This window comes from Leifsonia sp. TF02-11, from assembly GCF_017565305.1.
Classification (GTDB): domain Bacteria; phylum Actinomycetota; class Actinomycetes; order Actinomycetales; family Microbacteriaceae; genus Leifsonia.
The window spans coordinates 1-21,355 of sequence record NZ_JAGEKP010000033.1 but is presented as its reverse complement, the minus strand read 5'-3'; the positions used below and the strand labels follow the sequence as shown (position 1 = coordinate 21,355).

General features: G+C 69.7%; 23 protein-coding genes. 11 read left to right on the top strand and 12 right to left on the bottom strand.

The features are described 5' to 3' along the window. Positions 1–142: 142 nt before the first annotated feature. From JNB50_RS24410 to JNB50_RS24380, 7 genes are all read right to left on the bottom strand, one after another. On the bottom strand, positions 143–1,108 hold the full coding sequence (locus JNB50_RS24410) for an acetylxylan esterase (protein WP_208042693.1): 966 nt from the start codon (positions 1,106–1,108) through the stop codon (positions 143–145). Between the two features lie 19 nt (positions 1,109–1,127). Beyond that, entirely contained in the window at positions 1,128–2,174 is a 1,047-nt protein-coding gene (locus tag JNB50_RS24405) for an enolase C-terminal domain-like protein (RefSeq protein ID WP_208042692.1), read from the bottom strand. Then, positions 2,161–3,138, bottom strand: coding sequence for an aldo/keto reductase (locus JNB50_RS24400; RefSeq protein WP_208042691.1), 978 nt, complete (start codon positions 3,136–3,138; stop codon positions 2,161–2,163). The genes JNB50_RS24405 and JNB50_RS24400 overlap by 14 nt, the downstream gene beginning before the upstream one ends. Beyond that, positions 3,138–4,067, bottom strand: a complete 930-nt coding sequence (locus tag JNB50_RS24395) for a carbohydrate ABC transporter permease (protein WP_208042690.1) — start codon at positions 4,065–4,067, stop codon at positions 3,138–3,140. The genes JNB50_RS24400 and JNB50_RS24395 overlap by 1 nt, the downstream gene beginning before the upstream one ends. Further along, positions 4,064–5,041, bottom strand: a complete 978-nt coding sequence (locus tag JNB50_RS24390; RefSeq protein WP_208042689.1) for a carbohydrate ABC transporter permease — start codon at positions 5,039–5,041, stop codon at positions 4,064–4,066. Before JNB50_RS24390 ends, JNB50_RS24395 begins: the two co-directional genes overlap by 4 nt. A 15-nt stretch (positions 5,042–5,056) precedes the next feature. After that, complete coding sequence (locus tag JNB50_RS24385; RefSeq protein ID WP_208042688.1) at positions 5,057–6,430, bottom strand: ABC transporter substrate-binding protein; 1,374 nt, start codon at positions 6,428–6,430, stop codon at positions 5,057–5,059. 110 nt (positions 6,431–6,540) lie between these two features. Beyond that, positions 6,541–7,215, bottom strand: coding sequence for a FadR/GntR family transcriptional regulator (locus JNB50_RS24380; protein WP_208042687.1), 675 nt, complete (start codon positions 7,213–7,215; stop codon positions 6,541–6,543). A gap of 74 nt (positions 7,216–7,289) precedes the next feature. On the opposite strand from JNB50_RS24380, the gene JNB50_RS24375 reads away from it, so the two are divergent. Next, positions 7,290–8,135, top strand: a complete 846-nt coding sequence (locus JNB50_RS24375) for an amidohydrolase (protein ID WP_208042686.1) — start codon at positions 7,290–7,292, stop codon at positions 8,133–8,135. Positions 8,136–8,175: 40 nt separating this feature from the next. On the opposite strand, the gene JNB50_RS24370 is transcribed toward JNB50_RS24375, so the two are convergent. Both JNB50_RS24370 and JNB50_RS24365 read right to left on the bottom strand, forming a co-directional pair. Then, the gene (locus JNB50_RS24370; RefSeq protein WP_208042694.1) at positions 8,176–8,937 is read right to left on the bottom strand and encodes an SDR family NAD(P)-dependent oxidoreductase; all 762 of its coding nucleotides are present in this window, start codon (positions 8,935–8,937) and stop codon (positions 8,176–8,178) included. Then, positions 8,934–9,794 carry a fumarylacetoacetate hydrolase family protein gene (locus JNB50_RS24365; protein WP_208042685.1) on the bottom strand — a complete coding sequence of 287 codons (861 nt, stop codon included), beginning with the start codon at positions 9,792–9,794 and terminating at the stop codon, positions 8,934–8,936. Before JNB50_RS24365 ends, JNB50_RS24370 begins: the two co-directional genes overlap by 4 nt. A 253-nt stretch (positions 9,795–10,047) precedes the next feature. On the opposite strand from JNB50_RS24365, the gene JNB50_RS24360 reads away from it, so the two are divergent. Further along, a complete protein-coding gene (locus JNB50_RS24360; RefSeq protein ID WP_208042684.1) occupies positions 10,048–11,160 on the top strand; it encodes a hypothetical protein in 1,113 nt (370 codons plus the stop codon). Positions 11,161–11,347: 187 nt separating this feature from the next. Next, a complete protein-coding gene (locus tag JNB50_RS24355; protein WP_208042683.1) occupies positions 11,348–11,974 on the top strand; it encodes a hypothetical protein in 627 nt (208 codons plus the stop codon). A gap of 34 nt (positions 11,975–12,008) precedes the next feature. On the opposite strand, the gene JNB50_RS24350 is transcribed toward JNB50_RS24355, so the two are convergent. After that, entirely contained in the window at positions 12,009–12,827 is an 819-nt protein-coding gene (locus JNB50_RS24350) for a hypothetical protein (RefSeq protein WP_208042682.1), read from the bottom strand. A 207-nt stretch (positions 12,828–13,034) separates the two neighbouring features. Here JNB50_RS24350 and JNB50_RS24345 point away from each other — a divergent pair, with 207 nt between their 5' ends. Then, the gene (locus JNB50_RS24345) at positions 13,035–13,616 is read left to right on the top strand and encodes a hypothetical protein (protein WP_208042681.1); all 582 of its coding nucleotides are present in this window, start codon (positions 13,035–13,037) and stop codon (positions 13,614–13,616) included. A 110-nt stretch (positions 13,617–13,726) separates the two neighbouring features. Here the strand turns inward: JNB50_RS24345 and JNB50_RS24340 are convergent, their stop codons facing one another. Then, entirely contained in the window at positions 13,727–14,878 is a 1,152-nt protein-coding gene (locus JNB50_RS24340) for a beta-propeller fold lactonase family protein (RefSeq protein ID WP_208042680.1), read from the bottom strand. Between the two features lie 172 nt (positions 14,879–15,050). Here JNB50_RS24340 and JNB50_RS24335 point away from each other — a divergent pair, with 172 nt between their 5' ends. Both JNB50_RS24335 and JNB50_RS24330 read left to right on the top strand, forming a co-directional pair. Then, positions 15,051–15,749, top strand: a complete 699-nt coding sequence (locus JNB50_RS24335; RefSeq protein WP_208042679.1) for an RNA polymerase sigma factor — start codon at positions 15,051–15,053, stop codon at positions 15,747–15,749. After that, the gene (locus JNB50_RS24330; RefSeq protein WP_208042678.1) at positions 15,746–15,958 is read left to right on the top strand and encodes a hypothetical protein; all 213 of its coding nucleotides are present in this window, start codon (positions 15,746–15,748) and stop codon (positions 15,956–15,958) included. Before JNB50_RS24335 ends, JNB50_RS24330 begins: the two co-directional genes overlap by 4 nt. A 27-nt stretch (positions 15,959–15,985) precedes the next feature. On the opposite strand, the gene JNB50_RS24325 is transcribed toward JNB50_RS24330, so the two are convergent. Continuing rightward, positions 15,986–16,609 carry a YdeI family protein gene (locus JNB50_RS24325; protein ID WP_208042677.1) on the bottom strand — a complete coding sequence of 208 codons (624 nt, stop codon included), beginning with the start codon at positions 16,607–16,609 and terminating at the stop codon, positions 15,986–15,988. A gap of 430 nt (positions 16,610–17,039) precedes the next feature. Between JNB50_RS24325 and JNB50_RS24320 the strand changes: the two genes are divergently transcribed. The 5 genes from JNB50_RS24320 (at position 17,040) to JNB50_RS24300 (ending at position 21,013) form a co-directional block, all read left to right on the top strand. Next, positions 17,040–17,432, top strand: a complete 393-nt coding sequence (locus JNB50_RS24320; RefSeq protein ID WP_208042676.1) for an SRPBCC family protein — start codon at positions 17,040–17,042, stop codon at positions 17,430–17,432. A gap of 102 nt (positions 17,433–17,534) precedes the next feature. Continuing rightward, on the top strand, positions 17,535–18,731 hold the full coding sequence (locus tag JNB50_RS24315; RefSeq protein ID WP_208042675.1) for a Na/Pi symporter: 1,197 nt from the start codon (positions 17,535–17,537) through the stop codon (positions 18,729–18,731). 94 nt (positions 18,732–18,825) lie between these two features. Next, a complete protein-coding gene (locus JNB50_RS24310; protein WP_208042674.1) occupies positions 18,826–20,085 on the top strand; it encodes a flavin-dependent oxidoreductase in 1,260 nt (419 codons plus the stop codon). Continuing rightward, complete coding sequence (locus JNB50_RS24305; RefSeq protein WP_208042673.1) at positions 20,082–20,555, top strand: helix-turn-helix domain-containing protein; 474 nt, start codon at positions 20,082–20,084, stop codon at positions 20,553–20,555. Before JNB50_RS24310 ends, JNB50_RS24305 begins: the two co-directional genes overlap by 4 nt. Further along, positions 20,552–21,013 (top strand): DUF3237 domain-containing protein, encoded by a 462-nt coding sequence (locus JNB50_RS24300; protein WP_208042672.1) that lies wholly within the window; start codon positions 20,552–20,554, stop codon positions 21,011–21,013. The genes JNB50_RS24305 and JNB50_RS24300 overlap by 4 nt, the downstream gene beginning before the upstream one ends. Positions 21,014–21,355: the final 342 nt, after the last annotated feature.

Below are 21,355 nucleotides of genomic sequence, written 5' to 3'. Positions count from 1 at the left end.
CGCCAACTCGTCCTCGACGGCGACGAACACGCCGCCGCCGAAGCCATGCGCACCCACATCCTCCGCAGCTGGCACGCCACCCGCGAACGCGCACTCGCCCGATCGGAATCGCAGGACGCGCCTCGCTGACGATGCAGACGCGTCAGTCCAGCAGTTCGTGGATGAAGGCGAGCGCGCGCTCGTGATCGTCGGGGCCGCCGCCCTCGTGAGTGTTGAATGGCCACACGTTCACGGATGACCGGCCCTGCCACGCGTTGACGGCTCCGAAGACCGTCGATGGGGGGCACGTCGCATCCATCAGCGCGGCGGACGCGAGCAGGGGCACCTGCCCGCGGGAGGCGAAGTTGACGCCGTCGAAGTAGCGCAGGGTGGACAGCACCGCCTCGACGCTCTCGCGGTGAACCGAGAGGTACCTCACGATCTCCGAATACGGCGCATTATCGGTGATCCGGATCGCGCGTGGGAAGTCGCACAGGAACGGTACGAGCGCGACGACGCCGCGGATCTGAGGCGACAGCGCGGACGCCGCGAGAGCGAGACCGCCGCCCTGGCTCGTGCCGGCGGCGACGATCCGATCGGCGTCGAGCAGGTCGATGTCTGCGACCGCGTCGATGGCGCGCACGGCGTCGGTGATCACGCGTCGGTAGTAGTAGGTCTCCGGCGAGAGGATGCCGCGCGTCATGTAGCCGGGCGCCTGCGCGGACGCCCCGTCGACGTCCGGCGTCTCGCCCACGCTTCCGGTACCGCCCTGCCCGCGCGTGTCCATCACGAGCACCGCAGCGCCCCCGGCGAGCCAGTGCAGGCTCTCGATCGGACGACCGCGTCCGCCTCCGTAGCCGATGTACTGCACGATCACGGGAGCGGGCCGGTCCAGGCCACGAGGCACCTTCAGCCAGGCCCGGATGGGCTGACCGCCGAATCCGGAGTAGGTCACGTCGTACACGTCGGCGATCCGGATGGGGCTGTCGACGGCGATGAGCCGCGGCGGGGCGCCGAGCGAACGGCTCTCCTCCAGCGTGGTCTGCCAGAAGGCGTCGAAGTCGTCGGGGAGGCTCTGCGAGCTGCGGTACGTCCGCAGCTGGTCGAGCGGAAGATCGAACTGGGTCATCGGTGCGCCTCGGGTGGGGTCAGGACTCGAGAGGCTCGGCGTAGCCGATACCACTCACGGTCGGTGCCGGCAGGAATTGATCTGCGGTCAAGCGCTCGTCCTGCACCACGAGCTTCTCCGTCACGAGCGACTCATAGTACGTGGTGTTCGGAATCGCCATGCAGAGATGCTCGTTCGGGCGTCCCGCGCCGTGCACCTCCGCCCGCACGTGGAAGGCGTCGGCGAGGTGGGCGATCCGCATTCCACCGGTGATGCCCGCACGGAAGTTGGCGCTGGTGCGGACGAACGGCGCGCAGCCCGAGGCCAGGAAGTCGGCCGTGGTCTCGTGCGCCCCTTCCGACACCTCCGCGACGAGCAGCGGCACGTCCACGGCCTTCGCGAGCCAGGCGTGCGAGGTGACGTTGTACTCGCGCATCGGCTCCTCGTACCAGAGGTAGCCGGCGTCGTGGAGGGCCCTGCCGACGTAGATCGCGTCGGCCAGGTCGAAGCCGCCGGAGGCGTCGAACATGAGCGGGTAGCCGTCGCCCACGCGCTCGCGGACGGCAGCACTCAATGCCGCATCGCGCCGCGCATCGCCCCAGGCGTGCAGCTTGATACCGTGGTAGCCGAGCTCGAGGCACTGGTCGACGACATCGAGGTACTCCTCGACGCTGTCGAACGTCACGGTGCTTGCGTAGGCGGGGAGCTTGTCGCGGTAACCGCCGAGCAGCAGGTGGACCGGGAGGTCGGCGGCCTTGCCGGCGAGGTCCCACAGCGCGATGTCGACGAGCCCGAGGAGAGTGACCGGGTAGTACTCCAGCCGGTGCAATTCCCACATCCGACGCCAGAAGTACTCGCGCCGGAGGGGATCCTCGCCGACCAGCTCGTCCCGGAGTTGCCTGTCGACCGCGGCGGACACCTGGTCGGGGCGGTTGACCTCGGCGAGGCCGGTCAGGCCTTCGTCCGTGCGGATCCGCAGCGTCCCCGACCATTGCCGCGGCGAGCGCACGGGGAGCCCGTCGCGCCACTGCCGTGGCGGCTCGTGGACTTCGTGGACGTCGACGACGTCGACCTCAGTGATCTTCATGGTCCGTTCCTGTCTCCTCGTTGAGCGCTTCCCCGACGGCGCCGTCCTCCTCGAGTTCCGAGAGAGCGGCCCACAGCTGTTCGGGGGGCGCATGCAGGAAGGAAGCCAGATCCTCGTCGACGTGCCGCGCCGAGTCGACGCCGACGAGAACGCATGCAATCGCGGCCGAGACCGTCGATGGGTAGTGGAGGGCGGCGGTCGCCAGCGACACGCCGAACGTCTCGGCGACCTCGTTCATTGCCCGCGCCCGCTTGAGCAGCTCGTCGCCCGCAGGCGCGTACCGGAACGTCGCGCCCGGCGACGGATCCGCGAGGATCCCCGAGTTGAAGACACCGCCCACGATCACGGAGACGCCGCGGTTCTCGCACTCGGGCAGCAGTTCCTCGAGAGCGGTCCGGTCGAGCAGGGTGATCTGGCCCGCGCTCAGTACGCAGTCGATGGGCGTCTCACGCACGAAGCGGGCGAGAGGTTCGGCGTCGTTCATGCCGACGCCGACGGCTCCCACGAGTCCCTCGTCGCGCAGGGCGAGCGCCGCTGGCACGGCCTCGTCCAGCGCCCACTCTATGTGCCGATCGGGATCGTGGACGAGCACCGTGTCCACCCGATCCAGTCCGAGACGCGAGAGGCTCTCCTCGAGCCCGCGCCGGATGCCGGAGACCGAGAAGTCGAAAGAGCCATCGGGTGCCCGGCCCACCTTGGTCGAGAGCGTGAAGTCCGTGCGAGGCACCTGGGACAGGAACGCCCCGGCACGCAGCTCCGCGCGCCCCTCTCCATAGAACGGGGCTACGTCGAAGGTGCGGATTCCGCGTTCCCAGGCCCGTTCGAGCGCCGCCGTCGCTATCGCGTCGGCCTTCCTCCCGGCGTTGCGGCCGATCGGCGCGAGGCCGAGTCCGAGCCGTTGAACGGTGACCGAGCTCCGGCCGAGCCGTACACGCTCGTCGAGGGCCGATGCACTCGTCTCCATCAGTCCTTGACCGCCCCGTCGAGGACCCCGGCGCCCAGATACCTCTGGAAACCGAGGAAGATCACGAGGATCGGCACCACGACGATCATTCCGGCCAGCGCGACCTCCGGTTGGAAGATCGGCAGGTCGGAGATCGTCCCGCCGGGGATGATGCCCGGCGAGTTCGAGATGAGGGAGGCGAGACCGACGGGAAGCGAGTACAGCTTCTCGGAGAATAGATAGATGTACGGGCCGAAGAAGTCGTTCCAGCTCTCGATGAAGGCGAAGAACGTCACCAGTCCGACGGCCGGCCGTGCCAGCGGCACCGCGATCCGCCAGAACGTCGTCCACTCGGAGGCGCCGTCGATCCGCGCAGCCTCGAGTAACGACGGCGGCAGGCTGGTCGAGAAGTAGATGTACGTCAGGTACACGCCGAACGGGAAGAAGCCCTGCGGGATGATCACCGACAGCGGGGAGTTCAGCCAGCCGACCGCGTCGAGCATCAGGTAGGTCGGGATGGTGCGGGCCGATCCCGGCGTGACCATGATGACCAGCGTCAGGATCAGGATCAGCCGGCGCCACTTCATCGGGGTGCGGGCCAGGGCGAACCCGGCCGGGATGCAACAGGCCAGCGCGATCAGCACCGATAGCACGCTGTACCAGACGGAGTTCCAGACCCACGTCCACAGGACGCCGTCGTGGTAAGACATGAGGTTCTGGAACGCACGCCCGTAGTTCTCGAACGAGCCGAAGCCGTATGGGCCGAGCGTGGCCAGCTGCGCGCGCGTCTTCGAGGGCGCCAGGACGACCCAGATCATCGGCAGCGCGAAGTAGAGCCCGAACGCGGAGAGTGCGACGACGCGCGTCACGCTCTCGAAGGTGAAGCGCCGGCGGCCGTGGCGGCGCACACGCGACCTCCGGCCGGTGATGGTGAGTTCGGTGGCGGTCATTCCCGCGTCTCCTTGGTATCGAAGAAGTCGGTCCAGAGCACGAGCACGACGGCGACGAGCAGCCCCACGAGCATGATCATGAGCGAGAGGGCTGCGGCTTCGCCGACGTTCCCCTCGCTGATCCCGAGGGTGAGTGCCAGCTGGTTGATCGACCAGGTGGTCTTCGTCGAGACGGCGGAGTCGCCGACCGAGAAGATCGGGTTGAGAAGTTGTGGCTCGGTGTAGATCTGGAGGCCGCCGGCCACGCAGAGCACCAGCATGTAGACGACGTACTTGCGGATCAGAGGCAGCTGGATGCGCGTGGCGATGTTCCAGCGGTTCGCGCCGTCGACGTGCGCGGCCTCGATGATCTCCTCCGGCACCGCGTTGATCGCGCCGTACATGATCACGATCCAGCTGCCGGCTCCGGCGGTGAACGCCATGAGAGTGAACAGCACAGGCAGTCGATCCGTGGTCACGAGGTCGGACGTGTACTCGATCCCGAAGAGGGAGTAGACGAAGCTGAACGGCCCGACTCCCGGGCTGAGGATGAAGACCCAGATGAGCACCGACGCAGACCCGGTGAACGCGCCGGGAAGGTAGTAGAGCACGCGCATCGAGGTGGAGAACTTCCCCGGTCGCGCCTGGAGCAGGAACGAGATGAGCAGCACCATGAGGATCATGAACGGCAGCCAGATCGCCAGGAAGCTGGCGACGTGCACGAGCGCGGGCAGGAAGCGGTAGTCCGACAGCACGTTCGCGAAGTTCCAGGCGCCGATGAAGCTGCCCGATCCGTCGACGACGCTCAGGTAGACGGCGTAGAGCGTCGGAATGATGCCGAGGCAGAGCAGGAAGAGGACGTACGGCGCGGCGAGCAGGTACCCGATGGTCCCCCGGCCCTTGTGCGGCTTGCGCGCCGGGGCGGAGGCCCCCCGGCCTCGCTGCGCAGTGCGCAGCGAGGCCGGGGTTGCCGCAGAGCGATCAGCAGTCGTCATGGCGAGGTGCGTTTCTCACTTCGTGACGACGGCGATGCCGGCTGCTCGTGCTTGCTCCGTCATCTTGCTCGCCCAGTTCGGCATGACGTCCGCGAACGTCGAGCCCTGCTGGACCTTCTCGATCGGGAACGTGCCCGTGACGTCGACCTGGGTGAGGGCGTTCACGGTGTCCATGTGCGCTGCCGCCTCCGCATAGACCTTCTCCGCCTCGGTCGGGTCCGCGTAGAGCTTGTTCTTCGGCACCTTCTGGTCCAGCCACTTGGTCTGGGCCGGTCCGTAGGCGGGCATGGTCGGCGCGGCGAGCTGGACGTCGTCGCTCGTGGCGACATAGGTCAGCGTCTCGAGCGCGCCCTTCATGTTCTTCGCATGACGCGAGAGGGCGAAGAAGCCGCCGCCCTCGTATCCGACGCTGTCGTCCCCCTTGGCGTCGCCCCAGGTCGGCATAGCCGCGACTCCCAGGGTGCCCGCCTTCCAGCCCATGCCGGGGAAGGTGTAGTCAGCACGCCAGACCGCGTTGACCGTGGCGAGGAGCTTGCCGTCGCCGGCCAGGGTCTGGCTCTGCGCGTCGGTCAGGTCTTTGATCTGGACGACCCCCGTCGCGAGCAGCTTGTCGAGCACGTCCACGGCGCGGGTGCACTTCGAGTCGCTGAGCGCGATCCGCAGGTCGCCGTTGCCGGTCAGCTGCTGATAGGGACACCCGCTGGACTGCAGGAACTGCAGATCCGTCATCCAGCCGTTGCCGTTGAACTGCAGAATGTAGCCGGGGTGGTTGGCCTTCACATCTTCCGCGAGGGCGACGAGGTCGTCCATGGTCTTGGGGACCTGGTAGCCGAACTGCGTGAACTCCTCGGTGTTGTAGTAGAACACCGAGGGTGCGACGTCGTTGCGCAGGCCCAGCAGATAGCCGTCCGACGTCTTGTAGGCGTCGTTGCTCGTGCCGAAGGCGTCGAGCACCTTCTTCGGGATGATCCCGTTGAGCGGCTGCGTGAAGTAGTCGTACTGCTTGGTCGCCAGATTCGCCAGGTACTTGTTCGGGAAGACGATGTCGGGCCAGCCGGAGCCGGCGCGGTTGGCGAGCTGGATCTTGGTCAGGAAGTCGGATCCCGAGATCGTCTGGATATCGAATTTGTACTCGGGGTGCGCTTTGGCGAAGTCCTTGAAGCCCTGCGCGCGCGCCTCGTCGACCCAGACGGTGATGGGCGCACTGGCGTCGTGCGGGACCGTGTCGGGGGTCAGCACGTACTGACCGACCCCGTCATCCTTCGTGGAGCCCGCGGAGGGCGATGAGCCGACGCAGCCGGAAAGCACGCTGACACCGAACGCGGCCACCACGGCGCCCGTGACCAGCCTTCGGATCAGTGACGCGCTGCGATAGACAGAACGTGACATACATTTTCTCCTTCGTGAAACTACTGCACTGTACGATGCACGAGAGCACTTATATTACCTCTTATAAGCTGATGAGTCAACGCTCGACGCGCGACACCTCGTCACGCAGATCAGTCCAGTGCCCGGCGGAGCCAGCGTTCGATGCCGGAGATGTGCACCTGCGTGGCGGAGATCGCCAGTTCGACGTCATGGTCGGCGATCGCGCCGAGTATCGCCCTGTGCTCATCGAGGGTGCGCTGCACAGCATCCTCCTGAGTGAGTCCGCGCCAGACGCGGGCGCGCGTGGTCTGGCTCGTGAGGCTCTCGAGCAGGCTGGCGAGGTAGCCGTTCCCCGCAAGTTCGGCGATGGCGGTATGAAACCGCGAGTCATGCGCGACCAGCGCCTCGATCTCCGCGTCGGGGAGCACCGCGTCGATCTCGGCGGTGAGCCGCGCGATGTCGTCGTCCGAGGCGCGCTGAGCGGCGAGTCCGGTGGCGTGTGATTCGAGCACACGCCTCACGGAGAAGAGCTCCAGCAGCGAACTGTCGTCGTGGAGGTCGACGACGAACGAGATCGCTTCGAGCAGGAGCCGCGGCTCGAGGCTCGACACATAGGTGCCGTCGCCGCGCCGCACATCCAGCACGCGGATGACCTCGAGCGCCTTCACCGCCTCACGCATCGAGCTGCGGGAGAGCCCCAGCCGTTCGGCCAGCTCCTTCTCCGGGGGCAGTCGGGAGCCGGGGAGCAGCTCGCGGCTCACGATCATGTCCTTGATGCGTCGAATCGCCTCGTCCGTGACTGCCATCACGCAATCATAGACATCGGATGTCGCGCTGTTCACGGGCCTCGCGGCCGGACGGAACCGGGCAGGATGGTCGCATGCGCGTCATCGACGGACACCTGCATCTCTGGGACCCGGCCGTCCTCTCCTACCCCTGGCTCGCCGGGCCGCTTCTCCGACCGTTCGGTCCCGACGAACTCGACCTCGCGCTCGCGCACTCGCCGGCCGCCGAGCGGGGCTTCGTCTTCGTGCAGGCCGAGTGCGTGCCGGAGCAAGCGGTCGCGGAGGTCGACTGGGTCGCCTCGCTCGCCGACCGCGTGCCGCTGCGCGGGATCGTCGCGCGAGCAACCCTCGAGGACCCGGCGGCGATGGACGAGCTCCTGCCCCGGTTCGCAGCACGGCCGCTCGTCGTCGGCGTGCGGCGGCCGCTGGAGGGCGAGGCGGACGACTTCTGCATCCGGCCGACGTTCATCCGTTCCGCGCAGACGGTCGCCGCGGCCGGGCTCGCCTTCGACGCGTGCGTGCGCCCTCGGCAGCTGCCCCGGGTGGGCGCCCTCGCGGATGCGGTGCCCGACCTCGCGATCGTGCTGGACCACCTGGGCAAGCCCGAGGTCGATGCCGCCGCCGATGTCGCACCGTGGGCGCGGGAGCTGCGCGAGCTGGCGCGCCGGCCGAACGTGTCCTGCAAGCTCTCCGGTCTGCCTGCGCAGGTGCGCGAGAGCGCCGGGTGCGACGTGAGCGCCGCCCTCATGCGGCCGCTGCTGGACGTGGCCCTCGACGCGTTCGGCCCGGATCGGCTGCTCTTCGGCAGCGATTGGCCCGTCTCCCGCGAGTACGGCCGCTGGTTCGAGATCGTGCGGTCCTGGCTGACCGGCGCGGTCGACGCTCATCACGTCGACGCCGTGCTCGCCGGAAACGCGGAGCGCGTCTACCGGCTAGGTTGACGGCCGGGCCGGTGGCTCGAGCCCCGACCCGGCCGTCGCATCACGACTGCGCGGGCCGGAGGCGGAGCCCCGACATTCCGCCGTCCACCTCGATGTACGTGCCTGTCGTGGAGCCCGACCGCGGGCTCACGAGGTAGACGACCGCCTCCGCGACCTCCTCAGCCGACACGAGACGGCCGTGCGGCTGACGGGCCGCGAGCGCGGCGCGCTCCGCTGCGGGGTCGGGGGCGCTCGCCAGCAGGCGGCCGACCCAGGGAGTGTCGGCGGTGCCCGGGTTGACCGCATTGACGCGGATGCCCTCACGGAGGTGGTCGGCGGCCATCGCCCGCGTGAGCGAGAGCACTGCCCCCTTCGACGCGCTGTAGAGCGCCCGCTGCGGCAGGCCGGCCGTGGCCGCGATCGATGACGTGTTGCAGATCGCCGCCGCGGACGACTGGCGCAGCCACGGCAGCGCGGCCGCCGTGACCCGCGCGATGCCGGTGACGTTGATCGAGAGCACGCGCGCCCACTCGGCGTCGTCGTTCGCGGCGACATCGCCCTGCGCTCCGATCCCGGCATTGTTCACGAGCGCGTCGATGCGGCCGAACCGCTCGCCGACCGCCGCGATGGCCTGCTCGACCGCCGCACGGTCGGACACGTCGGCGGCGAACGCCGCGAACCGCGGATCCGAACCGGAGGGATCGAGGTCGAGGATGGCGACCTCGGCGCCGTCGTCGGCCAGCGCGGCCGCGATCGCCGCGCCGATGCCGGACGCCCCACCGGTCACGACGGCCACCAGGCCGGCCATGCGGCCGCCGGTCATCGTCCCGGCTCCCACGCCACGAACTCCTGACGCTGCGCACCCAGGCCCTCGATCTCGACCTCGACGACGTCACCCGCCCGGAGGTAGGGGAACCTACCGCCGAATGCGACGCCCTGCGGGGTGCCCGTGAGGATGAGGTCGCCCGGCTCCAGGGTCACATACTGCGAGAGGTGGTGCACGATCGCGCGCACATCGAAGATCATGTCGCTCGTGTTCGAGTCCTGCCGCGGCTCGCCGTTCACGAAGCTCTTCAGCCCGAGGCTGCCCGGGTCGACCTCGTCGGCGGTGACCAGCCACGGTCCGGTGGGGTTGAAGCCGTGGGCGATCTTGCCCTTCGACCACTGCCCGCCCGAGACCTCCATCTGGAATGCGCGCTCAGACACGTCGTTCGCGACCACGTAGCCCGCGATGTGCGCATCGGCCTCGCTGACCTCGTCGAGGTAGGCGGTCCGGCGCCCGATCACCACGCCGAGCTCCACCTCCCAGTCCGTCTTCTCACTGCCGCGCGGGATCGTCACCGCGTCGTTCGGGCCGACGACGGTGTTCGGCGTCTTCAGGAACACGATCGGCACCGTCGGCGGCTCGGCCCCCGACTCGCGCGCATGCGCGGCGTAGTTCTGTCCGATGCAGATCACGGCGCTCGGCCGCGCGATCGGTGCGCCGATCCGCAGGGCGTCGGCACCCTCCAGCTCCGTCAGCTCGCCAGCAGTGATCGCGGCAGACGTCCGACCGACCGGATCGTCGGCGAGGAATGGACCATCGACATCCGATGTCAGCGGACGCAGATCGAGATGGCGGTCTTCGTGGATGACGACGGGGATCTCCCCGCCGACCGGCCCCAGGCGCGCGAACTTCATGATCCTCCTTAGTCGAACGCGGGCCGCCACGACACCATCGCGGCAAGCGGGCGTGACGGTACTGTACCAAACATCCGATGTCTGCTGAGACCGATCCTCGGATGGGGACTCCCATGCCCGTCGCGAATGAGTCGGATCGGGCGGAGAAGTGACGCGGGTCGCGAGGAGGATCCGGTGCGGCCCGACCACGCTAGACACGGGGTCGGCTCCGGCGCGCCGAGAGCGGCCCGCGGCCCCGCGCTATCGTGACCACATGGAGCCCTGGACGAAGCCGGATCGCCCCGACCCCCGACTCGAGGAGTACCGTTCCCGCTTCCCTGCACACGTGAGCCGGAGCGAGGTGCGCGCGTCCGACCCGCGGGCGTCCCGCACCGCCGTCCGCGGCGTGCTTCTCCTCCCCCTTGCGCTGATCGCGACCGTCGCCTGGAGCTGCCTGGCCTTCGGGGTTCCGTTCGCCGTGGCGCTGCCCGGCTGGCTGGAGGCGGTGCGCGGGCTGCTCGTCGTCGTGCTCCTCTTCGCCGCGATCCTGCTCTGGGTCTTCGCGTGGGGGCTGCTCTCCGTGCCGTCTGACGTCCGCAGGGCGATCGCGATCCGGCGCTTCGGCGAACGGTACGGCCTGGTCTTCCAGCGCCTGTCGAGCGCGCCGGCCCCGCTCGGCATCCTCTTCGCCGAGGGAGCGGATGCCGCGCCGAGGCCGCCGCGCACCCAGCATCCTGCCCCCGCCTCGCGGTTCCGCGCGGAGTTCGCGCTCTCCCGGGGCGCTCTCGACGATCCAGCGCTGCAGATCGCCGTGGCCACGTACACCGGCGGGAGGAACGATCCGAAGGCGCCCCGCGGCACCTTCCGGTACCTGTCGACCCGCCTGCCGCGGCGGCTGCCGCACCTGATGATCGACTCGCTGAGGAACGGCCGGCTCCGCACCGTCCTCCCCGGGTCGCAGCGGCTCTCGCTGGAGGGCGACGTCGACCGGCACTTCGCCGTCTACGTGCCGAAAGGCTACGAGCGCGACGCGCTGCAGCTGCTCACACCGGATGTGCTCGTCTGCCTCATCGACCACGGCCGCCGGTGGGACATCGAGGTCGTGGACGACCGCGTCGTCGTGGCATCCGCCGCCTCACGCCGACGCTCCGACCGCGCCGAGATCCCGGCGCTGCTGCGGTTCGCCGAGCTGCTCGGCGCCGAGCTCGGCTATCAGGCGACCACGTACACCGACCAGCGGGCGCGCGACCCGCGAACCCAGATCGCCGCAGCGGGGCTCCGGCTCCGCCGACGCTCAGGAGTCTGGGTCGCAGTTATCCTCGCCGTCGTCGTGGCGGCGATGCTCGCCTTCCCGCACATCCTCGGCTGGGTGCTCGACAACAGCTGACGCGGTCAGAGCCGCAAGTGCAGGAACGTCAGGTGCAGCCGCCGCCCGAGCGTGGTCGCCCGATATCCCAAGTCATTTCGTACCGTGAAAGGCACCCGCACTGGGGGCGTATACGACCTCCGGAACCCGGTGGGCCACTGTGCGCCCTCGATACGGTGGACGGAAAGCCACCAGGGGGAACTCCGTCATGAAGCGACGCACCATCACGACCGTTGTCATCGCCTCCGTTCTCGGGGTCGCCATCATCGGCGGAGGAACCTGGGTCGTCGTGAACACGATGGACACATCGTTTCGCATCGCGGCGGCGCCGACTGCGGTTCCGACGTCGTCCGCGCCCGCCGACGAAGACGCAGCCCGCAAGGCAGCCGCCGAGAAGGCGATCGCGGGCAAGCACCTCGGCGACGAACTCCAGAAGCAGCAAGCCGACGCGGTCAAGGCGTACTTCGAGGGCGACGCGTGGGCTTACACGACCATGGACGGGCACACCCTCTTGGTCTCACGCAGCCAACCGTTGCCCGAGAACGTCTCAGCAGACGCCGGGCGCAAGATGACTGCGGCGGCGCAAGCGTCGGCGGACAGCGGCGACACCGTCAATGCGGCTGTCGAGCAGAAGGCGAAACAGCTCACGTATGAGACCGGTCGCAACGTCGTTGTCGTCGTCAAGGTTTACACCTGGCTCGGTGCGGCAGCCGAGTCGAAGGGCTGGACCTGGATGACGACGGCCGGACAAGGCCAGCAGTACGACACAGCGGACGCCGCCGTCGCAGCATCGCGGGCTGCCGAGCCCGACGTCGAGATCATCGTCAGCCAGTGACGGCGGAGACGCCGAACCGCCGCGACGTGGCCGCTCAGGCGTCGACCCGCTCCTCCGGCCCTTCGGACGCGACGGCCACGACAGCCGCGCGCGGCGTGCGCCCACGACCGGTCACGCTCAGGTAGACGACCAGCGCCAGGATCGCGGCCAGGAAGATCAGACTGGTGACGACGGTGCCCAAGCCCAGGCCGCCGTCGGCGGTCGGCTGCGAGAGGTAGTCGCCGAGCGACGCACCGAGGGGGCGCGTGAGCACGTACGCGATCCAGAACGCCACGATCGCGTTCAGCTTGAAACCGAAGTGGGCCAGCGCCACCGCGCCGATCGCGACCGCGAAGACGATCACCGAGACCAGGTAGCCCAGGTTCAGCTGCTCGGCGACGAGGTCTCCGGCAGCGGTGCCCAGGGCGAACGTGAACAGCACGGCCAGCCAGTAGAACGCCTCCCGTCGGCGCGTCACGATGTCGTGGATCGACAGCGTGCGCTCGAACCCGTACCAGACCGCGAAGGTCGCGATCAGCGCGATCGCGAACACCGCCGTCGACACGATCAGCGGCACGCCGAGCCCGTCGGTCAGGTTGTCCGTGATCAGCGTGCCGACGACGCTGATCAGCACGACGGTGAGCCAGTAGACGCCCGGGATGTACCGCGCGCTCCGGAACTGCACGACGAACACGACGAGGAACACGACCGCCATCACCAGGCTGGTCAGCTGCGTGCCGAGGTGGAGGCTGGAGGACAGCAGGTCGGCGGCGGTCTCGCCGACGGTGGTGGCGAGGATCTTGATGGCCCAGAACGATACGGTGGGCTCCGGCACCTTGTTCTCGCGCAGAGCGGGACGGTTCGGCTCGGTCATGGGGCTCCCCTTCGAGGATCGGATCGACTGATCGGGTCGGAACTCTTCGAACGCTAGGGTCCACACCCCAAGAGGTTGCTAAGAAAGACGCATCGCGCGGGTCGGCGCGCACTCAGCCGGCACACAATGCGCGTGCAGTTTGCCCGAATACGGTCGCGGCACCGGCCGACAGCGGGCCGGCCGACACCGGACGGAAGGAGGGCGACGATGCGCAAGCTGCTCGTCGGGGTGATCGCGACCGCGCTCGTCCTCGTGGGCGGATGGTTCGCCGCTGCGTACGTCGCCCCCACGCTGACCGCCGGCGCGTCGGGTTCGAGTGCGCGCGTCCCCTCCACCCCGACCTGCCCGGCGGTATCGCCCGTCACGATCGGAACGATCGTCGTGCCGGCCGGCCCGGTCGCGGGATTCTGCCAGCCCGAACTCGTCATGGCCGCCCACATCATGAACGCCGCCCGCGATCAGGGCATCGGCACGCACACTCAGGCGGTCGGCGTCATGACCGCGATCGGCGAGTCCGGTCTCCGCAACCTCGACTACGGAGACGCCGCAGGCCCGGACAGCCGCGGGCTCTTCCAACAGCGCGACAACGGGGCGTGGGGAACCCTGGCCGACCGGATGGACCCCTACACCGCGGCCACCCACTTCTTCGACAAGCTCACCACCATCGACGGCTGGCAGACGATGGACCCCTCCACCCTCGCGCACGCGGTACAGGTCAACGCAGACCCCGGGTACTACGCGCAGTACTGGGATGCTGCGCAGACCATCGTCGGCGCGCTCAGCGGGTAGCGTCCTCCGGGCAGGGCCTCCGGGCAAGGCCCCGGGCAGGGGCCTCCGGCCGGCCCGCGCGATCGACGATGCGCGGGCCGACCGGATCACCGGGGGCGATCAACGCCGCGCTACTGCGCCACGATCCCCTCGCCGCCCGCGGCGCCCGGCACGATCACCGATCCGACGGTCGTCAGGCTGCCGTCGGCGTTCACCCGGAACGCTGTGACGCCTCCGGCCGCGCCGGTCTGCGCGTACAGATACCGTCCGTCGGCGGTGGCGGCGGCATCCACGGTGCCGGCGCCGGCCGGTGTGTTCCCGAGCGCGCTCAGGCTGCCCGCGCCCGTGTCCGTGTAGCCGGAGAGCGTGCCGCTGCCGGCGTTGGACGCGTAGAACCAGGACCCGTCGCGGACGATCCAGCAGGTCGCCGCCTGGCCGGTCGCGGAGGTCGCGACCGGCACGAGCGCGCCGCTCGGAGCGATCGAGAACGTCGCAACCGAGTTGGTCCCCGCCTCGGCCACCACCAGGTGCCCGCCCGCGTCGAAGCTGACCGCGAACGGCACAGCACCCGGCTCCACGGTCGTCACCGGCTGGGCGGAGAGTCCGCCGAACCGGTCGACGCCGAAGACGTCGACAGCGCTGCCGTTGCCCTTCGTGGTGACGACGAGCTTGGAGCCGTCCGGGGTGAAGGCGACCTGGCCAGGGGTGTGCGTGAACTCGGGCGTCAGCGTCGGGTCGAGCCCGAGCGGCCGGTTCCAGACCGGGATGCGCACCAGGTAGTCGGCGATGCGGACGAAGCCCTGGACCGCGCCTCCCGACCGTGCGTCGAGCACGTAGACGAGCGCGCCGTGTGTCGTGACGCTGACCGGGAACGACCCTCCCGATCCGACGATCTCGCGCCGGACGAGGTGGTCGCCGTGCACGGCGAAGACGGTCAGTGTGTCGCTTCCGGCGTTGACCGCGTAGAGGAGGCCGCGATCGAGGACGAGCGACCCTTGCGACGCGAGGTGGTCGACGACCGCGCCGGTGAGCGCTCCGCCGAGGCCGCCGGTCGGGTAGATCCCGGCCTGGCGGAGCGAGCCGTCGGGCAGCCGGTCGTACGCGACGACGGCGTTGCCGGCCACGCCGTCGGTCTGCACGAAGACCGCGGACGAGGAGCCGCGCGCGTCCGTGGAGGCGCCGGTTCCGGCATCGCCGGGTGCAGCGAGCGCGGGGGCCGCGAAGAGCGCGGTCGCGGCGACGGCCGCCGCCGACGCGAGAGCGAGACGAACTGGGGTTCTCATGGTTCTCCTTCGATCGATCCGTTCCGGCGGCCGGAGTCTCCGGCCACCGAGCGCGACTCGGACGACGCGTTCGAGGGGTGAGTGTCGGTCGTCGCCGGATGCTTACCCGCGAGCGGGAACTTTCTCGCGAAGCTCGGCCGAGCAGCGCGAGCCGAGGCCATACGATCGACGCATGGAGGTCGGTGACGCGGTGCCGCAGCGATGGCGCCCGTCCGACGCCGACGACGACGAGACCGACGACTGGCGCCGCAGACTGACCGCCGGAGGGCCGATCCAGCGCGCCGCACAGGAGGAGCTCTACCAGCTGCTCCTGCGCGTGGCGCGCGCCGAGGTGCACCGTCGCTCGGCCTCCCTGCCGTTCTCCGGCCCCGAGCTCGACGACATCGCCCACCAGGCGGCCGCCGACGCCGTGCTCGGCGTGCTGCGGCGCCTGCACGAGTTCCGCGGCGATAGCCGCTTCACGACCTGGGCCTACACCTTCGCGATCTTCGAGGTGTCGACGAAGACCGGTCGGCACTTCTGGCAGCACCGCACGCTCTCGCTCGACGCATCCGGCTGGGAGCACCTCCCGGACCGGCTCGGGATCTCCCCGGAGGAAGCGGGCATGGCCGACGAGCTGCTTGCCGCACTGCGGCACGCCATCGATACGGTGCTGTCGCGACGGCAGCGGGAGGTGCTGCTCGCCGTGGTCGTCGAGGGCGTGCCACTCGAGGCTCTCGCGGTCGCGCGCAAGACCAGCCGCGGGGCGCTCTACAAGGTCGTCTTCGACGCGAGACGGAAGTTGCGGGACTACCTTGTCACTCATCATTATCTGGACGAAGACGGTCACAAACAGGACGGCCGCGACGAAGGCGGGGAGGAGGCGAGATGAGCGCGCGAAGTCGGATCAGGGATTTCCTGGGCTCCGGTGAGCCCGACGCCGGCTGCGGGGAGACGATGTCGGTCATGCATGTCTTCGCCGAACTCGTCCTCGCCGGAGCCGACGCGGCCGCCCGCTACCCCGGCGTCGCCCTCCACCTGTCGCGGTGCGAAGCCTGCGGTGACGACTTCGCCGGGCTGCTGGCGGCGCTGCAGGCCTGACGACCCCGACTCAGCCGCCAGTCCTTATCAGTCCTGGGTAGACCCCTCCCGCTGACCGCGTCGGCCACCGGACCCGGAGGGCTGCCGCCACTGGTTCGCGCGCCGGTTCAGGTGGGCCTCCGACACGATCACGGCGGTCCGGCGCTCCCTGGTGGCCTCGGTCTTGGCGGTGCCCAGCCACTCGAGGATGGCGCGGCGGGCGGAGCGAGGAAAGGCGTCCCAGTTCGCTCGGGCGACCGGATCGCCGTCGAGGGCGGCGCGGAGGCCGGCCGGTTCCGCGAGCTCCTCCACCTGATCGAGCGCCGACCAGGCGCCGTTCGCGACGGCGACCTCGACCATGGCCTCCCCTCTCGGCGTCATCAATCCGCGTTCCCGCAGCGACACGATGCGCTCCTTGTTGCGCCGCGACCAGCTGCTCCGCGGATTGCGTGGCGTGAGCCGAAGCATGGCGCGTTCGCCGTCGAGACGGCGTGGGAGGCTGTCCACCCATCCCACGCAGAGCGCCTCCTCGACGATGTCGTCGTAGCCGACGGTTCTGCCCTGCCCTTTCAGGTACACCAACCAGATGCCGTCCGATGCGTCGGCGTGCTCGGCCAGCCACCGGCGCAGAGCAGCACGATCGGGGAACTCTCTTCGCTCGAGTTCGGCCATCCCGCAGCCCGTCCCTTCTCGTCGCCCCGATCCGATTCTGACGCGGCCAGGAGACCTGCGTGCAGAGACCTGTGCTCAACCGCTTCGCGGATGACCGCGACCGAGCGCTGGGTCGGCCGGCGCTCCTGGCCGGCACCGCGGGTTCCTGCACCGGGGCGGTAGCACCGCGACCGTCCAGCCGCCGCCCGCCGCTCGCACCAGCCGGCGCTCGACCGACAGCGTCGCACCGCAGAACGGGCACACAGGCTCGGCCGTGCTCGGTTCTCCGGTCTCCGCGACGTGGGTGGGCATACGTCAACGATGCGCTTCGGCGAGCCGGGCGGAAAGGGGATTGTCAGCGCTCGGCATCCATGCTCCGTGCGCGGGCACCACCTCGCCGCTCCCGCGTCAACCGCTATCGGGCGACTTCGGGTCGTACTAGCTTCACCCCATGACCACCTACACCGCGACCAGGGCGATCGACGGCGACACCGACGCGTACTTCGCCTACATCGCCGATCCCGAGAACCTGCCGCAGTACTTCCCGCACATGGTGAGCGCCCACGAGCAGCCCGACGGCACTGTGGAGACGACCGCCCGCGTCGACGCCGACCGCGACGGCCAGGAGGAGACCGTCACGGCCGAAGCCCGCTTCGACGCCGACTTCGCCGCGAAGGAGATCACCTGGTCGGCGCCCGGACCGCACGACTACAGCGGGTCGCTGCGGATCGCGGACGACGCGGCGGAACTGACCATCGACACGACGGAGGACATCCCCGGCATCCAGCGATCGCTGGAGGACGCGCTCGAGGCGATCGCGGCGAACCTGCAGCGCGGCGCCTGACTCTCCGCCGCACCGGCGGACCCTGGACGCGCACGCCCTCCCGGTGCTTGCATGGAGACCGGGGAAGGCCGGGCGGCGGAGCTCCGTCCCGGTGGTGCAGGCATGGAGGACTCAGCGACCGAGGACGACGCCGGGGACGTCCGCGCCCCGACGGCCGGGTCGGGCGCCGGGCCCGGCAGCTGGACCAGGGTGCTCGGCTGGTGTGGTGTCGCCGCTCTGATCTACCTGTTGATCTGCGCGGTCAGCATCATCAGCCGCGGCTTCGCCGGTCTCGGCGCGGACGCCGCGCACAGCATGTTCGCCTTCGCCGCGAACCCGTGGGTCGGGCTGTTCGTCGGCGTGCTCGGCACGGTGCTGATCCAGTCGTCGACCACCACGACGGCGATCGCGGTCACGGCCGTCGGCTCCGGCGCTCTGGCCATCCAGGGCGCCATCCCGATCATCCTCGGCGCGAACGTCGGGACCACGGTCACGACGACCCTGGTCGCGCTCACCTTCATCGGCAACCGGGGCGAGTTCCGCCGCGCACTGGCGGCGTCGTCGATCCACGACTTCTACAACTGGCTCGCCCTGCTCATCTTCTTCCCGATCGAGCTGATCTGGCATCCGCTGGAGCGGCTCAGCGGTGCGATCACGTATGAACTGTACGGAACCGGGTGGCTGCCCGACCCGTCCCGGTTCAACATCATCCGTGCGATGACGACCCCGGTCGTCGACCTCGTGACCGGACTGACCTCCCACCTCCCCGGCGCGGTCGGGCCGGTGTTCACCATCGTGATCGGCGCAGCCCTGATCTTCGTGGCGGTGCGGTACCTCGGCAAGCTCCTGAAACGGCTGATGGTCGGCCGGGCGCGCGACATCCTGATCAAGGCGGTGGGCCGCAACCCGTACCTGGCCATGGGCTCCGGGATGGCCGTGACCGTCGTGACGCAGTCGTCGACCATCACCACGTCGGTGCTGGTGCCGTTCGCCGGGGCCGGCATCCTGACCCCGGCGCAGATCTACCCGGTCACGGTCGGCGCCAACCTCGGGACCACGTTCACGGTGGTGTTCGCGGCCTTCGCCGTGGTCGGGCAGGACGCGCGGATCGGCCTCCAGGCGGCGTTCGTGCACCTGCTCTACAACGTGTTCGCGATCGTCGCGATCTACGTCATCCCCGTCTTGCGGCCGGTGCCGCTGTTCCTCGCCCAGACCTTCGCCCGGATCGCCGCCCAGCACAAGTGGGTCGTCGCCGTGTACCTGGGCACGGTGTTCGTGGCCGTGCCGCTGGCGGTGATCGTTTTCGTCGGCGTGCTCTGACCGATCACGCTGCAGCTCTGGCGTTAATGGTTTTGTCCTCGTACTATGTGGATAGTCTTCCGCGGCAGCGGGATCCACGACAGAGGAGTCGTCCATGACCATCGCGATCATCGGGGCCGGCATCGGCGGGCTGGTGACGGCGCTCAGCCTGCACGAAGCCGGATTCGGCGACATCCGCGTCTACGAGCGGGTGCGGGAGCTGCGACCGCTGGGCGTGGGCATCAATCTCCTGCCGCACGCCGTCCGGGAGCTGACCGAGCTCGGGCTGCGCGACGAGGTCGAGGCCATCGCCGCCGCTCCCCGTCGGCTGAGCTACTACAACCGCCACGGCCAGCCGATCTGGAGCGAGCCCCGCGGAACCGCGGCCGGTTACCGCTGGCCGCAGCTCTCCGTGCACCGCGGCGAACTCCAACTGGCGCTGGTGGAGGCCGTGCGCACGCGGCTCGGAGCCGAGACGATCCGCCTTGGCCACCGGCTCACCGGGCTCGACACGACGGACGAGCGCGCTCGCCCGGTCTTCGAGACCTCCGACGGCTCGGTGCCGGTCGACGCCGACCTCGTGATCGGCGCCGACGGCATCCACTCGGCGGTGCGCGCGCTGCGCTTCCCCGACGAGGGCGCGCCGCGCTCGAACGGCCTCACCCTCTGGCGCGGCACGGCGGTCGTCCCGGCCTTCCTCGACGGAACAACGATGATCATGGCCGGCGACGACCAGCTCAAGTTCGTCGCGTACCCGCTGCGGCGGGAGGCCGACGGGTCGCTGACCGTGAACTTCATCGCAGAGCAGCGCTCCGACGGGTCGCGCGCCGAGACCGTCGACTGGAACCGCCAGGTGCCGATCGCCCCGATCGCCGACCTGTTCGCCGCGTGGCGGTTCGACTGGCTCGACGTGCCCGCCGTCATCGCGAACGCGCACGAGTTGTTGGAGTACCCGATGGTCGACCGCGACCCGCTGCCGCGCTGGACGTTCGGCCGCTCGACGCTGCTCGGCGACGCGGCGCACGCCATGTACCCGAACGGGTCGAACGGCGCCTCGCAGGCGATCATCGACGCGCGCACCCTCGCATACTCCCTCGCCACGTCGGGCGATCTCGCCGACGGACTCCGCCGCTACGAGGAGGCCAGGCGGCCGGCGACGGCGGACCTCCTCGCGCTCACCCGGCAACAAGGTCCCGAGCGCGTCATGGTGCTGGCGCACGAGCGCGCCCCGGAGGGCTTCGCCGACATCGAGGACGTCATCCCGGCCTCCGAGCTGCAGGAGATCGCCGACGGGTACAAGCGCACCGCCGGCTTCCATCCCGAGGCGCTCAACACGCGCCCGTCGCTCGACGCGAGGCTGGGGCAGGGCGCATGAGCGATCCCGTCGACACCCGCCGGCTCGCCGCCCTCATCTCCCCGCTGCGCCGCAACCTCCTGGCCCTCAGCCGTGAGACCGCTGGGCTGCCGGACGTTCCCGACTCGCAGGTCGAGGTGCTGCGCGCCCTCCCCCGGGGCACCGTGAGCACGCCAGGAGCGCTCGCCCGCCGGCTCGGCCTCCGCAAGTCGACGATGAGCAACCTCCTGACCGCGATGGAGGCCGCCGGCCTGGTGGTGCGACGCCCGAGCCCTGACGACCGCCGGCGCGTGGAGGTGCTGGCCAGCCCGCACGCGCTCAGCATCTTCGACCGCTTCGACGCGACCAGCGCGCAGTTGCTCGCGCAGGCCGCGGCGACCCTCCGCGCGGACGATCTCGCCGCCCTGGGCGCGGCGGTTCCCGCGCTCGAGCGCCTGGGCGACGCCCTGGCCGACCGGCGCCGACGCACGATCGACGGGGACGACGGATGACCGAGACGCTCCCGATCCCCGCGCTCATCCCGTCGCTGCACGTGCGGGTCGAGCTGGCCCAGCCGGAGGACCACGGCCGCACCGCCGCCGGCCACCGACGGGTGGTCCCGATCGTCGGTGGCCGTGTCAGCGGCGACTTCACCGGCGTGATCCTCCCCGGCGGGGCGGACTGGCAGGTCGTGCGCGACGACGGCACGATCGAGATCGACTCGCGCTACTCGGCGCGCGGCGACGACGGCGCCCTGCTCTACATCCGCGCGGTCGGACTGCGCACCGGTCCCGCTGAGGTGCTCGCCGCGCTCGGCCGTGGCGAGCAGGTCGATCCGCGCAGCTACTACTTCCGCACGATGGTCTCGCTGGAGTCGTCCGCCCGTCCGGAGCTGGCGAACCAGCTCTTCGTGGCCGCGTGCGCGCGCCACCGCAGCGAGGTCGTCTACACCGCCTATCGCGTCTCGTAGCCCCGCGCGTGGGAGCGGGGCGCGCGCACATTCGTGACGAATCTCGCGATTCGTGCCACGAATGTCGCGATTCGTGACGAATCTCACAACCCCACGTGGGAGCGGCGCGCACATTCGTGACGAAACTCGCGATTCGTGACCAATGTCGCGATTCGCCACGAATCTCGCAACCCCCACGTGGGAGCGGTGCGCACATTCGTGACGAATGTCGCGATTCGTGGCACGAATGTCGCGATTCGTGACGAATCTCACAACCCACGTGGGAGTGGTGCGCACATTCGTCACGAATGTCGTGATTCGTGGCACGAATGTCGCGATTCGTGACGAATCTCGCAACCGCGC

Bases quoted from the DNA above. Each gene is read 5' to 3' on its own strand.
- JNB50_RS24355 (WP_208042683.1), top strand. From the start codon at position 11,348: ATGAAGCGACGCACCATCACGACCGTTGTCATCGCCTCCGTTCTCGGG.
- JNB50_RS24385 (WP_208042688.1), bottom strand. From the start codon at position 6,430: ATGTCACGTTCTGTCTATCGCAGCGCGTCACTGATCCGAAGGCTGGTC.
- JNB50_RS24365 (WP_208042685.1), bottom strand. From the start codon at position 9,794: ATGAAGTTCGCGCGCCTGGGGCCGGTCGGCGGGGAGATCCCCGTCGTC.
- JNB50_RS24320 (WP_208042676.1), top strand. From the start codon at position 17,040: ATGACCACCTACACCGCGACCAGGGCGATCGACGGCGACACCGACGCG.
- JNB50_RS24340 (WP_208042680.1), bottom strand. From the start codon at position 14,878: ATGAGAACCCCAGTTCGTCTCGCTCTCGCGTCGGCGGCGGCCGTCGCC.
- JNB50_RS24370 (WP_208042694.1), bottom strand. From the start codon at position 8,937: ATGACCGGCGGCCGCATGGCCGGCCTGGTGGCCGTCGTGACCGGTGGG.
- JNB50_RS24410 (WP_208042693.1), bottom strand. From the start codon at position 1,108: ATGACCCAGTTCGATCTTCCGCTCGACCAGCTGCGGACGTACCGCAGC.
- JNB50_RS24305 (WP_208042673.1), top strand. From the start codon at position 20,082: ATGAGCGATCCCGTCGACACCCGCCGGCTCGCCGCCCTCATCTCCCCG.
- JNB50_RS24350 (WP_208042682.1), bottom strand. From the start codon at position 12,827: ATGACCGAGCCGAACCGTCCCGCTCTGCGCGAGAACAAGGTGCCGGAG.
- JNB50_RS24380 (WP_208042687.1), bottom strand. From the start codon at position 7,215: ATGGCAGTCACGGACGAGGCGATTCGACGCATCAAGGACATGATCGTG.
- JNB50_RS24345 (WP_208042681.1), top strand. From the start codon at position 13,035: ATGCGCAAGCTGCTCGTCGGGGTGATCGCGACCGCGCTCGTCCTCGTG.
- JNB50_RS24315 (WP_208042675.1), top strand. From the start codon at position 17,535: ATGGAGGACTCAGCGACCGAGGACGACGCCGGGGACGTCCGCGCCCCG.
- JNB50_RS24390 (WP_208042689.1), bottom strand. From the start codon at position 5,041: ATGACGACTGCTGATCGCTCTGCGGCAACCCCGGCCTCGCTGCGCACT.
- JNB50_RS24335 (WP_208042679.1), top strand. From the start codon at position 15,051: ATGGAGGTCGGTGACGCGGTGCCGCAGCGATGGCGCCCGTCCGACGCC.
- JNB50_RS24310 (WP_208042674.1), top strand. From the start codon at position 18,826: ATGACCATCGCGATCATCGGGGCCGGCATCGGCGGGCTGGTGACGGCG.
- JNB50_RS24360 (WP_208042684.1), top strand. From the start codon at position 10,048: ATGGAGCCCTGGACGAAGCCGGATCGCCCCGACCCCCGACTCGAGGAG.
- JNB50_RS24395 (WP_208042690.1), bottom strand. From the start codon at position 4,067: ATGACCGCCACCGAACTCACCATCACCGGCCGGAGGTCGCGTGTGCGC.
- JNB50_RS24300 (WP_208042672.1), top strand. From the start codon at position 20,552: ATGACCGAGACGCTCCCGATCCCCGCGCTCATCCCGTCGCTGCACGTG.
- JNB50_RS24405 (WP_208042692.1), bottom strand. From the start codon at position 2,174: ATGAAGATCACTGAGGTCGACGTCGTCGACGTCCACGAAGTCCACGAG.
- JNB50_RS24400 (WP_208042691.1), bottom strand. From the start codon at position 3,138: ATGGAGACGAGTGCATCGGCCCTCGACGAGCGTGTACGGCTCGGCCGG.
- JNB50_RS24330 (WP_208042678.1), top strand. From the start codon at position 15,746: ATGAGCGCGCGAAGTCGGATCAGGGATTTCCTGGGCTCCGGTGAGCCC.
- JNB50_RS24325 (WP_208042677.1), bottom strand. From the start codon at position 16,609: ATGGCCGAACTCGAGCGAAGAGAGTTCCCCGATCGTGCTGCTCTGCGC.
- JNB50_RS24375 (WP_208042686.1), top strand. From the start codon at position 7,290: ATGCGCGTCATCGACGGACACCTGCATCTCTGGGACCCGGCCGTCCTC.